The organism is Fastidiosipila sanguinis, from assembly GCF_002998295.1.
GTDB classification, from domain to species: domain Bacteria; phylum Bacillota; class Clostridia; order Saccharofermentanales; family Fastidiosipilaceae; genus Fastidiosipila; species Fastidiosipila sanguinis.
In genome coordinates, this window is record NZ_CP027226.1 from 1,328,428 (window position 1) to 1,343,023 (window position 14,596).

The following is a 14,596-nucleotide window of genomic DNA, read 5'->3' on the forward strand; positions in this document are numbered from 1 at the left end:
GCATAAATATAGCCCTTCACTAAAATCACAGTAAAGGGCTTAATTTTTCAATAACTAATATGTATGACTTTAAGCTAAAAGTTTTAACTAATCCATCACGTAACTAATTCCTAGCTCTTGATACTCTTTCAAACTTTCAATGAATCTATTAATTCCATCTTCTAGCATTTCTCTTGGGCAAGCATAGTTCCAACGGATAAATTTGTATCCAGTTTGACCATAAATCTCACCAGCCTGTACGAATAGTCCTGTCTTAAATCTCATAAAATCAGCCATATGTTTACTATCTTGAGCATAGTTAGAAGTATTAATCCAAGCTAGATATGTAGCATTAGCTTTGCTGAAAATCAAATCAGGGAATGCTTCTGTTAATCTCGTTTCAAGAAGTTTTCTATTTTCAGCGAGGTATTCGTTAAGAGCATCTAGCCACTCTTCACCTTCTTTGCTATAGCAAGCTTCTGTGACCTTAACACCAAATGAGTTAATTTCCATAGCTTTGTCTTGCTCGAATCTTCTCTCCAACTTAGCCTTTAGCTCTTGGTTTCTGCAGATTACATAAGCAGCTTTCATACCAGCTAGGTTAAAGGATTTTGTTACTGAGTTAAATACTAGTAAATTATCTTGAGCATCTAGAGCAATATTACTTGCAGAGAAATGTTCTTCACCTGGGTGAATAAGATCTGCATGAATTTCATCACAGAACATGTAAACGTTATGCTTCTTGCAAAGTTTAGCAATTCTTTCTAGATCATCCAGGTTGTAGTTCATACCGATTGGGTTTTGAGGATTACAGAACAAGAAAATTTTGTTCTCATCTTTGGACAAAGCTTCTTCCAAGTTATCCCAGTTAATTGTATATTCACCGGCTTTATAGTCTAGTGGACAGTCAATTAATTCTAAATTATTGTAGAAAATTGACGTATAGAAGTTATTGTAAGTTGGTGTAAACATTACTACTCCATCACCTTCATTAGCTAAAGCACGCATAGAGGAACGTATTGCTGGTATTACACCATCGGTATAAATAATTTCCCAAGTCTCTACATCAACATTATGTTTACGTTTTAACCAATTTTGAACTGATTCATAGAAGCTCTTTGGAACGAAGTCATAACCGAAAATCCCATGATTAACAATTTCTTGCATTGTTTCTATTACAACTGGAGCTGCCTTGAAATCCATATCCGCAACCCACATTGGTAATTCACCTTCATTAATGTTCCATTTTTCTGCTGTAGTACCTCTTCTGTCTACAATCTCATCAAAATTAAACTTGCTAGACATAACGTTTTTCCCTCTTCCTTTTTAATTCTTGCGTTTATTTTTAATGCATTTTGCTTATTACATTTATTACTTATTGCGTTTTATTGCTTAATTTTCTCTAGGTATTTTATCACTTCATAGCTAGTTATTACAAATAGCATTTACACTAATTTCTCTTCACTATTTCTGCAGGTATATAAATGATGTGATCTACTTCACGACCCTTAAGTTCTAGCAATTTCTCAACTAGGAAACATGTTTCTTTAACAATCTTGTTCAGGTCAAAGAGCAGTACCTCGCTATTAGGGAATAATTTCGTGCCACTTTCACTGTAGCAAACGACTATCATTTGTTTCTCATCGACAAAACGTCGAACTTTCAGCGCTAACGCCTCACCAACAACAATTATTTTTTCATCTTGAATATTTTCTTTATCAAAGAAAAGCTCCAAACTTTCCTCACTTGTATTAACCAGAATATTATCTGGATGGATAAATTTACTGGCGATCTCATAGACTCTATCATTTACAAAGTCTTCTATACAGAGATATTTTGCTCTTTGACTCAAATCTTCAAATAGATGCAAGAAGTCAAAGTTCACCTCATGAAACAAAATATTAAATAGTGGAGTCTCAATACTTGCGACTGGGACAAAAAACTCTTGTGTTAAAGCCTGGGCATCTTCTAGTGTGAGTTCGTACAAGAGTATCAAATCATAATCATGTTTTTCTTTTAGCGCTTGATCTACATTCTTGTAAAGTATTTCAACCAATTCATATCCACTTTGTCTCAAACCAGCAGCAAGGAGGTTAAAGAATTCATAATAAATTGATTTCTTGGTCCAGGAGCTATGCTCATCAATATCTACAATTAAGCCAACTATACCTTTCTCGTGTTTGACATCACTATACCTCTTAAGCGCCAGACTTCTCGCTGATTTATCTGTTACATAGTTTAGTTCTTCAGCGGCTTTGAAAACCTTCAACCTTGTCTCATGACTTATTTTCTTTTTATCTGAATAATTCAAAACATAAGAAACTGTTGCTGTAGAAACATTGGCTCGTTCTGCAACGTCTTTCATTGTAGCCTGACGATTTTGATTTTTATCGATATCCATTTTACACCCCGGTCTCATAATAGATTTCATTATAGAATATTTTTATTAGCATGTTTTACAAACTTTAATATATTAAGTGCTACAATTAATCTATCGTTAATTTCAAGATAGGAGTCAGAAATGTCAAATAATGAAACAAATACACCAATTCGTCACAGAGATACTCATTTTTATAGAATTCTAAATGAGGTACTAAACTCTGTAACTCATGGATTTGGATTCGGAGCAGCCGTAACTGCAACAGTTTTCTTAATAATTAAAGGCGTGGCTCATGGAAGTGCTCTAGAAATTACTGCCTATACTATCTACGGTGTAAGTATGTGCTTAATGTTCTTATTCTCAACCTTATATCACAGCTTAAAATTCACCAAAGCAGAAAAGGTCTTCCACATTCTAGATCACAGTGGTATTTTTTTCCTTATCGCTGGAACCTATACACCTTACACATTAATTAGCATCGGCGGAGCCCTTGGAATTACAATATTCGTAATCGAGTGGGTATTAGCTATAGTGGGTATATTCGGTAAAATTTTTAAATGGAAATTTGTTATGAAGTATTCTACTTGGATATATGCAGCTATGGGTTGGGTCGCACTCTTTGCCCTTAAACCTTTATTTGAAAACATGGGTCTTGGTGGCGCTCTCTGGCTATTAGGTGGAGGACTAATTTACACCATTGGAATTATTTTTTACGGCTTAGGTAAAAGAAGAAATATTCCATACGCACATGTTGTTTGGCATATATTTGTCTTCCTCGCAGCTGTAGCTATGTTTATTTCTATTTATGTTTACGTGTAGATTAATCTTATATTTATAAAAGAGAAAAGGAGTTTTTGCATTCTTCGCAAGAACTCCTTTTTTAATTCTCCAATACCACACATCTTATCATCCTTATTTTATAAATTAAAATTTCTCCTTAAAACTTTAATTTCTATTTACTTAGGAGTACACTTTACTGCGTGTGCATTTCTTATGCTTTTTTTAGTCGCTAAAAAAGAAGATGCGACAATTTGTGAGAGGAAGTTTATTATGATCAAAAATTTTTCAAAACAAATAAAATATTTGAGAACCGTCTTTATTCTAATTTTAACGGGTATATCTACTGGTATTGTGATAGGTCTTTTCAAAGAAGCAATACACTTTCTTTCAAAACACGTAATGGATTTATTTAGAAAATCTTCCGGCAATATTTTATATTCATTTCTTATTGTTGTTGCCTTCATACTGCTAGGTACATTTATCTATTTTCTGACTAAGAAAGATCCTAATATTAATGGATCTGGTATTCCAGTTATATACGGCATGATAGATGATAAAATCGAGGTAAATTCTCCTAAAACGCTTATAAATAAATTCATAGCAAGCACCCTCACAATAGGATCCGGACTAACTTTAGGTAGAGAAGGTCCTTCCGTTCAAATAGCAGGACTAATAGGAGACATTGCTCATGAGCTTAGCGAGTCCAAAGAAAACAAAAGATATTTCATCGGTTCATCTGCTGGAGCAGGAATTGCGGTAGCCTTTAATGCTCCCATGGCAGGATTGCTTTTTACAATTGAAGAAATTTTTAAGAAAACTAATAGAAAAGTTTTTGTATTCTCAACTTTAACTGTATTTTCTGCCGTTGTTACTGCTGATCTTTGTTTTGGTAATAGACCTGCTCTAATAGATATTCCGAATTTTGAGGTCATGGATATATCAATGCTTGGACTTATAATTATTCTAGGTATTTTTGCTGGCCTTTCAGGAGTACTGTTTAATTATGTTGTTATCTCTTCCAAAAAAGTTTTTGCCAAGATAAAAATTCACCCTTACCTCAAGTACCTTATACCTTTTGTGCTTACTGCAATAGTTTTGTTGCTTGATATTGAACTCTTTTCTTCCAGCGAACCCTTTATATTTTTGCCATTAACTGGAAATAAGAAATTAGCAGAAATTATCATTCTATATTTGCTGAAAATCTTGCTCTTATCCTGTGCTTTTGGCGTAGGTGTACCCGGAGGAAGTCTTGTTCCATTACTGGTTATAGGGTCTCTGCTAGGAAATATTGTTGCTACAAGCTTTGTAATGTTAGGCTTACTCGATGCTTCTTATATTCTAGCTTTCACAATGCTAGCAATGTGTGGACATTTCTCAGCAATTGTCAGGACACCGATCACAGCAATTATTCTGATTCTAGAAATGACTGGAGGAGCCTTTAATTACTTATTGGGCCTTGCCGTAGTAAGCCTTGTAGCATATAGCGTGGCTGAGGTATGCAACTCTAAACCATTCTATGACAAACTATATGAGCTTCTTTTAGAAAAATAATTTAAAAACTAACAATACGAATCAGTTTTTTCGGATAAATAAAAAGGTGTGCATGATAATCAATATCATACACACCTTAATTTTCCAATAGCAGAGTGGCTTCAAAATCACCACAGCCTAAGTTTCTTAATTTTCTATTCTTCTACTTCAATAGCAATTACACTATCAATCTTATCCAACTCATCTGTGTAAACATAGTCAATAAAGACATGTTGATCGTATCCATTAGCTGCGTTCCAAGGTTTATTGTTATGCAACTCCAAACCATCACGGACTCTTCTAATTTTCTTGATCTTTTTGTCAAAATTCTGAATAATCACTGGACCAATTGGCTCTTCAAAAATATGAGCATAAATTGTATTACCCTTCTGAGTGAAACGTCCCCATTCAGGTTTCTCAAGGTCTGAAGCTGCACAACCGTAAATACTGTCTGAGTTATTATGCATCCATTCTCCAATTTCTTTTAGGACTTGTTTTTGTTCATTTTGGATTTCACCTTTTGCATTAGGTCCCACATTCAGGAGCATGTTTCCATTTTTGCTTACACACTCTACCAATTTACGGACTAGCTGTTCTGAAGACTTGAAGCTTCTATCCCAGGCATTATATCCCCAGCTATTATTAATTGTTAAACAAGCTTCCCAAGGAACTACCCTACCTGAATCTGTAGTCATACCTGCTGGTGGGATAATCATCTCTGGGTTGGCGAAATCACCGGAAAAAATACTAGGCTCATCACTCAATATTGACCCATGAGTTTCACCACTACCTTCTAATCTACCATTTACAATAATATCTGGTTGTTTAGAACGGATCATGTCAAGCAGCTCTGTACCTCTCCAAGCTTCACCGAATTTATCTCCATAAGAAAAGTCAAACCAGAGCAAATCAATTTTGCCATAATTACTCATTAGCTCTTCTACTTGACCATGTAAATAATCTAAGTAGCGTGGGAAATTTCCCTCATTTTCATTAAGACCTTCGTGGTTTCTTTCGGGATGGTATTGGTCCCCTTTGACCGGATAATCAGGGTGATGCCAATCTAGAAGTGAGTAGTAAAATCCTACCTTGAGTCCTTCTGCTCTAAATGCGTCCACAAATTCACGTATTATGTCTCTTCCGAAAGGAGTGTTAGTTGATTTATAATCGGTTAATTTACTATCAAATAAGCAGAATCCATCATGGTGCTTTGTTGTAATGACTGCATATTTCATGCCAGCTTCTTTTGCCAACTTTGCCCATTCTTTCGCATCGAAATGATATGGGTTCCATTCTTCTGCATACTTCTCGTACTCAGTTCTTGGGATCTGATGATTAGTCATATACCATTCACCTCTGGCAGGAATTGCATATAAGCCCCAGTGAATAAATAGACCAAATCTATCCTTCATAAACTCTCTTGTACGTTCATCTCTTATTCTCATGTACTCTTGATAGTCCATAGATACCTCCGAAAAATTTATAGCTGTTTTCATTATCACACAAAATCTACTCCTATGAGGTACTATTCTTTACCATTTCACTTTATAATTCTAAAACTAATAAATACTTTTAGTGATAACTTAAAATGCAGACAAAAGTAATTTTTAACATAAATAACACCATAAATTTCTCTGTATTCGCTAAAATTATATATAGTAGTTTCTAGCTGTTTATTGGATTAAAACCGCTAATTAACCAGATTTTGCCGTGTTGCAACTGCCAGTTGACAAATTGACCGTTGCAATTGGTGGTCTGTAACCCCTTGAAAAACTATCATTAGAGCATACTAATCATAGGGAGGATAAAAATATGATTTTCGCAGATAAACTTATCTTATTACGCAAAAAAGCAGGCTGGTCACAAGAAGAACTAGCAGAGCAAATGAATGTCACAAGACAATCAGTATCCAAATGGGAAGGTGCCCAATCTATTCCGGATCTGGAGAAAATAATTAAACTCTCACAACTTTTCGGTGTGAGCACTGACTATCTCCTAAAAGAAAATATAGAGATAGAAGAGAATGTAAATATTTCAGATACCTTAGATGTAAGAACAGTCTCTTTAGAAGAAGCAAATGAATTTTTGGGAATTCAAGAAGCTGGATCTAAACTAATAGCACTAGCTGTATCCTTATTTATTCTTTCACCTATTGTTCTACTTATACTTGGTGAAATAAGTGAGTCTAATCCTAACTTCATGAACGAAAACGTTGCCTCTGGTATCGGCCTAATCGTACTATTTATACTTATAGCTGCAGGAGTTAGTTTGCTTATTGTCTGTGGCAATCAGAGTGGTAAATATGATTTCTTAGATAAAGAAGTAATAGAAACTGCTTATGGAGTTAGAGGCTTGGCGAAAGAAAAACAAGAAAATTATAGAGATACCTACAATAAATTGAATTTAACAGGAATTATGTTGTGTGTAACCTCAGTAATACCTATCTTTATCGGAGTCATTATTGATGAAAAAAATGATATATTGAGTGTTATCATGCTGGCGATTACCTTATTACTAATTGCTACAGGCGTATATTTCCTTGTGCGAGCAGGTGTCAGGTGGGCAAGCTATGAGAAATTGTTACAAGAAGGCGACTACAGCAAAGTAGAAAAAGCTAATTCATCCCTTAAAGGCACAGTATATTCCAGCTTCTGGCTAATCGCTACAACCATCTACCTTATCTATAGTTTCTTGACAAACGCTTGGGAGATTTCCTGGATTATAATGATGGTTGCAGGTATTCTATTCCCAATAGTTATTGCAATTACGAATTTATTTAGCAAGAAAAATAATGATTAGCCTGTAAATACAATAGAATATCTATAAAAAAGTGTAACCTTAGGGCTACACTTTTTTAATTCAAAAATAATTAAGCTCTGCTCAGGCTCAAACTTTCCCCAATCCTAAGAGCCTTGCTATTTGCTCCATGGCCTATCTCATCAGTACATGCTATAGGAATTCTATCTGGAACTATCTCCTCAACAATTTTTAGCAATGAGTCCTTACTATCTTTTTCGAAAAGTTCCGTAAAGCTCCCCAAAATCAATCCAGAAATTTCTTCAAAAACTCCCAGTTGATCCAGTTGATAAAAATAGCTGCGTATCCTTGCTGTTCTACCACTAAATGATTCTAGGAATAGAATTTTGTTGCTGAAGTCAGGCAGGTATTTCGTACCTGCTAGTTTCAACAAACAACGAATATTACCTCCCAAAACTACTCCCTCAATATGGTTACCTTGCAGAAATTCATAGTTAAAATTAAAAAGCTTATCTTCTTTAAGGAAATTTTGTGTTTGTTGTTCAGCATCTTCACCAATTAAATTCCTAATCTGATAAAAAATTGAAGACTTCCCAGTAATTGCGTAGATTGCATTGATAACTGTTGTGTTGTCACTGTAACCCCAGTACTTAGCAGAACTCGCCCTAATCACATCATAATAAAGATAAGGGAGAATCCCATTTGCCAAATCTCCACCAGAGACATCATAGATATTTTTTATCCTAGGATTAGCAAAATAAGCATTAAGTTCTGCAGCCTTTTGTTCTGGACTTCCTGGGCTAACGGATGCAAAAGTTTTTTCTAAACATTCTTCCTCCGCAAACAAAAACTCAGATAATATAACACTCTCGCCAAATTCCTCTAACAAATCTCTTAGCTTATAAATGTCTTCTTTTTGGGATGGCTTCAAAGCATTAGAAGCAGCAAACATCGCTGCACTTATATTTTCTTTCACTTAACTTTCTCCATTTCTCTAAAAATATCTAATGAAATCTTGCCAATTTCTTCTCTACAACGTTGATTGCTTAAGCCTTTAACAAGTACCACTACAATATAACTATTATCTTCTTCAAAAACTATACCAGCATCATGCTCCAAATTTACTAAAGTACCAGTTTTGTGAGCAATCTCCACCCCTTCGATATACAGGCCTAGGCTATTGAAACATTCTTGCTTTCTCAATGCGTCTAGAATTTCTACATAGTACGCCTCTCCTGCTTGTGCTCTTGAAAAGATTTCTTCTAAAGCTTCAGCAACTTCTTTGGCAGTACTTAGGTTATCTTTATCTGCTGACTTAGGGATCTGCATCATCTTGCGATTTAAACGAGTATTAGGGTATTTATCAGTTAAGAAATCTTGAATCTTCTCCAAACCTATATAATCAATAAGCATATTTGTCGCACAATTATCGCTAAATGCTAGCATTAATCTCATCAGCTCGTTTATAGAAAAATCATGTCCTTGTTCGAGAAATTTCAATGCTCCGGCACCTGCAACAGAATTCTCATCACTAATATCAAACTCCATTGTATCCATTAGCGATAAGCGACCTTTCTCAATCTCATTACCAAGACAAAGTGCAATGAATATTTTAATTAGACTAGCAGATGGGAAATTTTTGCCATCTTCATAAGAAACCACATTCTCACCCTTAAGAGATTTCGCAAAATAAGCTACATCCATATATGACACCCTCATTTCTTTAAAGAATAAGAGGCTCCCAGTGATAGTAAGTACTTACCTTAGGGAGCCTCGAAATTAAGATCTATTTATTTTGCTTTCAATATTACTTTGCTAGCAAGTTGTAGAATGCTTTAACATGAACACCTGTTGCACGCTCTGGTAGATAACCACATGGTTTACCCAAGTATGCTGTTCCAGCAACATCTAAGTGGATCCATGGTAGATCTTTGTCTGCCAAGAACTCACCAACGAATAGACCTGCTGTAATTGTACCACCACCAAAACCAGCAGAGTTTGTGAAATCAGCAACCTTAGATTTATTAGCTTTCTTGAAATCATCTGAAATAGGTAATTGCCAGACTTTCTCTCCAGCTAAATCTGAAGCTTCAATAAATTCATCATAGAATTCTTGATTGTTTGTTATAGCACCAGTAAATTCTGTACCTAGGGCTGATACACATGCACCTGTCAATGTAGCAATGTCAATTACACGTGTAACATTGTCTTGTGAAGTTGCGTAGTAAATAGCATCTGCTAGGGTTACACGACCTTCAGCATCTGTGTTCTCAACTTCAATTGTTTGGCCTGACATTGAACCTATGATATCACCAACTCTATAGCTTGTTCCTGAAACTAAGTTCTCTACAGGAGCAAATGTTCCAATTACGTTAGCCTTAACTTTGTTCTTTGCCAAAGCTAGGAATGCACCAATAACACTTGCTGCACCACCCATATCAGCTTGCATAGTTATCATACCGCTTGTTGGTTTCAAACTATAACCACCTGAGTCATAACAAATTGCTTTACCAACTAGAGCTGTTCTTTCTTTTGTGCTGTCGTCACCGTTGTATTCTAATACAACGAATTGTGGACGGAAGCTAGAACCTTTACCTACTGAGTAAGCAGCTTCCATGCCTTTTTCTAGCATTTCTTCTTCGTTAAGAATTGTTACCTTAACTCCTAGAGGTTCTAATTTCTCTTTTGCGCAGTTAGCCAAATCTGCTGGGTGCATCTCATTTGAAGTCAAGTTTGTTAAGTCACGAGCTAGGAATACACCTTCCATAACATTTTGAACTTCTTCTAAAACTTTTTCTGCGTCTGCAACTTCAGTTTCAACATTAATTGTTATTTCTTGCTCTTTCTTATCTTTTGTTCCTTTATTGAATTTGTAGTCAGAGTGAATTAGACCTTCAAAAAATGCTGCTAAAGCTTGTTCTGCATCTAACTCTAATTCTGGAAGTTTCACACTAGCTTCTTTAACTTTGTGTGATACCAATTCCTTAACAATTTTGAAAGCTAATGTACGCAAGTCATCTAACTTCAATTCAGATAATTCACCTAAACCTGCTAATAATACAGATTCGGAGTTTTCTTTTGGCCAGAAGAATAGTTCACCTTTCTTTGCTGAGAAATCTGAGACTTCACTAGCGAACTTCACCATAGAACAATCACTATTTGTTGGACGTAAATGTACTTTTAGTCCAGTATCTTGATTTAATTTTACTGTAAGCATCATTTCTTCCTTTCTTTGCTTTAATTTATTATTTTCGTTAAATAACAGTATAACAGTTATATTTTTAATTTGTTTTTAATGTAATTTAAAAATTCAATTTTATTCAAACTAGAATAATGGCACTAGACCATTCGATGTCTCAGCATAAGGCAACATAATTACTGCCAGAACTTTGACATTGATATTGCCCTTTGTTGGAGCTATATCGAATTTGCTAATATTATTGGCCGCTTCTTTGAACTTATTGCTTAAGCTCTCTAATTCAGCACTTAGCTCTTGCTCGAGTTTCTCCAATTCTGCTTGGTAAGTTTCTAAGTCAGCTTCAGCTCTATGAACATCACCAGCCTGTTGATTAGCTCTACCTACAGATCTAGCAGAACGTGCAGCCTTATTCATAGTAGTTTTGCCAAACTTCTTACGGCCTAGGAAACTGTCTAGTACAGTTGATCCTATGTCTATCCAAGAGGATAATTTAGATTGTTTTGCCTGATCTTCTTCTCGTTGCAGTCTTGCTTCTGCTTTTCTAATTTTCTCTTCAGCTGCCTGCAGTTTCTTCTCATATTTTGCTTTAAGATCTTCTACAGCCTTATCTCTTGTTTCACGCACAGATTGCTCTATTCGCAAATTAAATTCACTCTCAGATTCACCTGGTCTAGATACTAAACCACTTGCATCATAAGAAAAGAGTTCTAGCCTTGCATCTCTATAAATTAGATCCTTAAGATCTTTTTCCCATTGGGTATAGCTAGTTTTTTTGCCAGCTGCATCTGGCATTTCAAGGAACTTAGCTGAACTTACTGGAGCATTGACTGTCTCTATATTAGAATCTTCAGCTAAGTTTTCTGACCAATCTACAGCAATTACTTCATCTTTTAGCTCACTTACGAAACTCAGATTCTGGACTTCACTAATATTATGTTTCTTGTCTACGAAACTTACATCGACATGGGCGAGCAAAGCTGGTTTATAGATAACTTCTTCTTGCTCATCTGTTTTTTGATAATAAATATCAATGTTGTCAGGAACCTTTTTCCTGATATTGTTTGCACTGTTAGAGCTCAAATGAGCATTTGGTGCAAGAGAATTTGTATTTTCGTTACTTTCATCTTCTTTAACAGATTGGCTAGGCGAAGTGTTTAAATCCACTTTTCCCTCTAATATCTCAGCAGCTTGTTCTGTAACTACTTCATCTGCAGGACTTAATCTGCTAATTGATTCTCTGGTCAAAGGTCCTGCCAAATATGACATAGTCCAACGTGTCTTAAATAACTCAGGTCCAGACTCATGCACATTATTTACCAAGAAAGTTCTCTTTGGCAAAGCTGATATCAACTCAGATAATTGATTCCTATCAAAGTTCATTCCAGATTCGTTGGAAACACTCTGTAGACCATCGAGTAATCTGTTCTTATCCTGCTCAGTCTGCAACCTTCCTATGAACCATGATCCAATATTAGATAAACCTTTATAGTCTAGATCGACTGGGTTTTGAGTTGCCAAAACTACTGCCAAACCAAAGGCTCTAGCTTGTTTTAGCAGAGTTAACAAAGCTTGTTTTGAACTAGGATTGCTGACTGGTGGGAAGTATCCGAAAATCTCATCCATGTACAAGATAGCACGCAAGCTAGAAGTACCAGCTTGAGCTCTTGTCCAAGAAATAACCTTATTAAGAATAGCTGTTACAATAAACATTCTATCTTCATCAGATAAGTGGTTAATGGAGATTATAGATATTTTCGGCTTGCCTTCTTTTGTGTACAAGAGATTTTGAACATCCAGTGCTTCACCTTTTAGCCAAGAAGCAAAACTTGGTGAGGCCATTAAATTATTTAGTTGAACTGCAAGTCTAAATCTATCTTTTTCCGGATAAAAAGACTCCAAGTCCAAGGCACCCAATTTATCAAATCCTGGGTTTTGTATCGCTTGAATTAATTCCGTGATACCTAAACTCTCACGTTTTTTATATTTGTCTAAGAAAATATATGATAATAAAATATGTTCTCTTGATGTCAAAGGATCACTATCAATCTTCAAGAGGGACAAAATATTTGATACGGTTGAACTTACGTAGTTATTAAGAGCTTCTTCATCATTTAAAATTGCATCACTAGGTAAGTCTGTTACATCTATTATTGATAATTGTTTACCTGCATTGCTACCTGGTGTGTAAATATTTAATTCAACACTATCCAAATATTTCTGAACTCTAGCACCGTCAATGCCTGAATCTGCCAAACCATTTTTCCAGTTTTCTGCTACTTGTGCTGCAGCTTCCTGAGTAGTTAATCCTTGTCTACTAGCTTCTACAGTATCAATCCAAGGCTCGAAGTTTTCTGCTAAAAAATCCGGAAAAGCTAACATGAGGTTTCCCATATCACCCTTTGGATCAATAACCAAAGCAGGAATACCATCTATTGCTGCTTCCTCCAATAAGTCTATACATAGACCAGTCTTACCTGAACCTGTCATACCCACGCAGATTGCATGGGTAGTCAGATCTTTTGATTTGTAAAGGTAATACTGCTCACTGCTCTTCATTGTTTCTAGGTCTACAACTTTACCTAAATAAAACTCTCCTAAATTCTCGAAGCTTTGCATATCAACCTCTCAGCATTTCTTGTGCTTTATTATTTAATGTTTAATTTATTCAATTTTTAATTTCCAAGCATTGCAACCATACTAATCACAGCACCTGATATTAGTCCTAAACCTAGAACTCCTACCAGCACTATGGAAATTATTTTTGCAACTTGATTTCTGTTATTTCGTTTCATTAGTGAAACTACTCACTTTCTACTCTGATTTAACAGTGAAATTCTCTTCAGCTAAGTTGTGGAAACTTCTTTCACCACGAATTTCTCTAACTACAATGTCACCACTACCAATAACATTAGCTACAACGTTATTTACGCTGACATCAGATTTGAAATCACCAGAACCACTGATAGAAATATCCAAGTCTTCCATAACACTATCACCTAGCTCTACGTTACCAGAACCTTGGATTCTAACATTACCATTACCACGTGCATAGTTTATCTTAACATCACCAGAACCCAAGATATCTAGGTCGAAGTTATCTACTTTATCTACCTCTATATCAGCTGCACCGTAAATCTTGCTAATAAAGTCTGTAACTTGGTCTGCTTTAACGTCAGCTGAACCACTAATCTCAAACTCTAATTTTTCTAGATTGGTCTCAATCTCTAACTCTGGAGCACCAGAAATGCTGGCTCTTACTACCTTCTCTACTTCTGCTGGTAGTTCTACAATTACGAGATTGTTTGAACCACTACTTGAGAAGTCGAAGCTAATACCTAGGAATGTGCCCTTCTCAACACCACTCATAACCTTAAGTTTAAGTGTTTCCTCATCTTCTGAGAATGAAACTGCATCTCTAAAGTCATCATCACCATATACATGCAAACGAGATCTTCCGTCTTCTGATTCACGGATTACGACTTTGTTGGAACCATCTAGGATCAAGTCTACATTTTTGATTTCATTGATTAAGTCGATTCTATTAGGATCACGTTCGTCCTCTGCATAGATAATACTCTTCTCACTAGCAGAATGAGACTCAGCTTCTTCTGGCTCTAAGTTCTCTCTAAACAAATCATCAATGCTTAAAGAAAGTGCTTCAGCTATCGTTGGTAATATTTCTAAGCTTGGCAATTCAGCTCCACTAATCCATGCTTCTACAAGAGCTGGCTCTACTTCTAATTCTTCAGCGAAAGCTACTGTATCTACACCTTTCTGCTCTAAGATTAATTTAATGTTCTTATTAATGTGTTCTACGTTTCTCATATCTGCCTCCTTGATATTTTTGGATATTATGAAAAATCTAAGATATTATGTATTTTACCCTATTGTTCTAAATAAAATTCAAGTTATTAAAACCAAGGCAGGTAAATCTACTTTTACGATTAAAACTTATTATACTATAAGTTCAT

General features: G+C 35.5%; 11 protein-coding genes. 3 read left to right on the forward strand and 8 right to left on the reverse strand.

Translation table 11 applies throughout. From position 1 onward, the window contains the following. Window positions 1–87 precede the first annotated feature (87 nt). Window positions 88–1,284 (reverse strand): MalY/PatB family protein, encoded by a 1,197-nt coding sequence (locus tag C5Q98_RS05760; protein ID WP_106012697.1) that lies wholly within the window; start codon window positions 1,282–1,284, stop codon window positions 88–90. 145 nt (window positions 1,285–1,429) lie between these two features. Continuing rightward, window positions 1,430–2,380 carry a LacI family DNA-binding transcriptional regulator gene (locus C5Q98_RS05765; RefSeq protein WP_106012698.1) on the reverse strand — a complete coding sequence of 317 codons (951 nt, stop codon included), beginning with the start codon at window positions 2,378–2,380 and terminating at the stop codon, window positions 1,430–1,432. 120 nt (window positions 2,381–2,500) lie between these two features. Here C5Q98_RS05765 and trhA point away from each other — a divergent pair, with 120 nt between their 5' ends. Then, complete coding sequence (trhA, locus tag C5Q98_RS05770) at window positions 2,501–3,178, forward strand: PAQR family membrane homeostasis protein TrhA (RefSeq protein ID WP_106012699.1); 678 nt, start codon at window positions 2,501–2,503, stop codon at window positions 3,176–3,178. 231 nt (window positions 3,179–3,409) lie between these two features. After that, window positions 3,410–4,690 (forward strand): ClC family H(+)/Cl(-) exchange transporter, encoded by a 1,281-nt coding sequence (locus C5Q98_RS05775; protein ID WP_106013089.1) that lies wholly within the window; start codon window positions 3,410–3,412, stop codon window positions 4,688–4,690. Between the two features lie 134 nt (window positions 4,691–4,824). Here the strand turns inward: C5Q98_RS05775 and C5Q98_RS05780 are convergent, their stop codons facing one another. Then, window positions 4,825–6,132: an alpha-L-fucosidase gene (locus C5Q98_RS05780; protein ID WP_106012700.1), complete on the reverse strand. Its 1,308-nt coding sequence runs from the start codon at window positions 6,130–6,132 to the stop codon at window positions 4,825–4,827. A 349-nt stretch (window positions 6,133–6,481) separates the two neighbouring features. On the opposite strand from C5Q98_RS05780, the gene C5Q98_RS05785 reads away from it, so the two are divergent. Beyond that, window positions 6,482–7,468, forward strand: coding sequence for a helix-turn-helix domain-containing protein (locus C5Q98_RS05785; RefSeq protein WP_106012701.1), 987 nt, complete (start codon window positions 6,482–6,484; stop codon window positions 7,466–7,468). Between the two features lie 70 nt (window positions 7,469–7,538). On the opposite strand, the gene C5Q98_RS05790 is transcribed toward C5Q98_RS05785, so the two are convergent. The 5 genes from C5Q98_RS05790 to C5Q98_RS05810 all read right to left on the reverse strand — a co-directional run bounded on the left by C5Q98_RS05790 (window position 7,539) and on the right by C5Q98_RS05810 (window position 14,450). Beyond that, window positions 7,539–8,402 (reverse strand): LD-carboxypeptidase, encoded by an 864-nt coding sequence (locus tag C5Q98_RS05790; protein ID WP_106012702.1) that lies wholly within the window; start codon window positions 8,400–8,402, stop codon window positions 7,539–7,541. Further along, window positions 8,399–9,130: a serine hydrolase gene (locus tag C5Q98_RS05795; protein WP_158695722.1), complete on the reverse strand. Its 732-nt coding sequence runs from the start codon at window positions 9,128–9,130 to the stop codon at window positions 8,399–8,401. Before C5Q98_RS05795 ends, C5Q98_RS05790 begins: the two co-directional genes overlap by 4 nt. Before the next feature lie 103 nt (window positions 9,131–9,233). Further along, the gene (locus C5Q98_RS05800) at window positions 9,234–10,712 is read right to left on the reverse strand and encodes a leucyl aminopeptidase (RefSeq protein WP_341457370.1); all 1,479 of its coding nucleotides are present in this window, start codon (window positions 10,710–10,712) and stop codon (window positions 9,234–9,236) included. A gap of 39 nt (window positions 10,713–10,751) precedes the next feature. After that, complete coding sequence (locus tag C5Q98_RS05805; RefSeq protein WP_106012705.1) at window positions 10,752–13,241, reverse strand: helicase HerA domain-containing protein; 2,490 nt, start codon at window positions 13,239–13,241, stop codon at window positions 10,752–10,754. A gap of 195 nt (window positions 13,242–13,436) precedes the next feature. Further along, window positions 13,437–14,450 (reverse strand): GIN domain-containing protein, encoded by a 1,014-nt coding sequence (locus tag C5Q98_RS05810; RefSeq protein ID WP_106012706.1) that lies wholly within the window; start codon window positions 14,448–14,450, stop codon window positions 13,437–13,439. Between the last annotated feature and the right edge of the window lie 146 nt (window positions 14,451–14,596).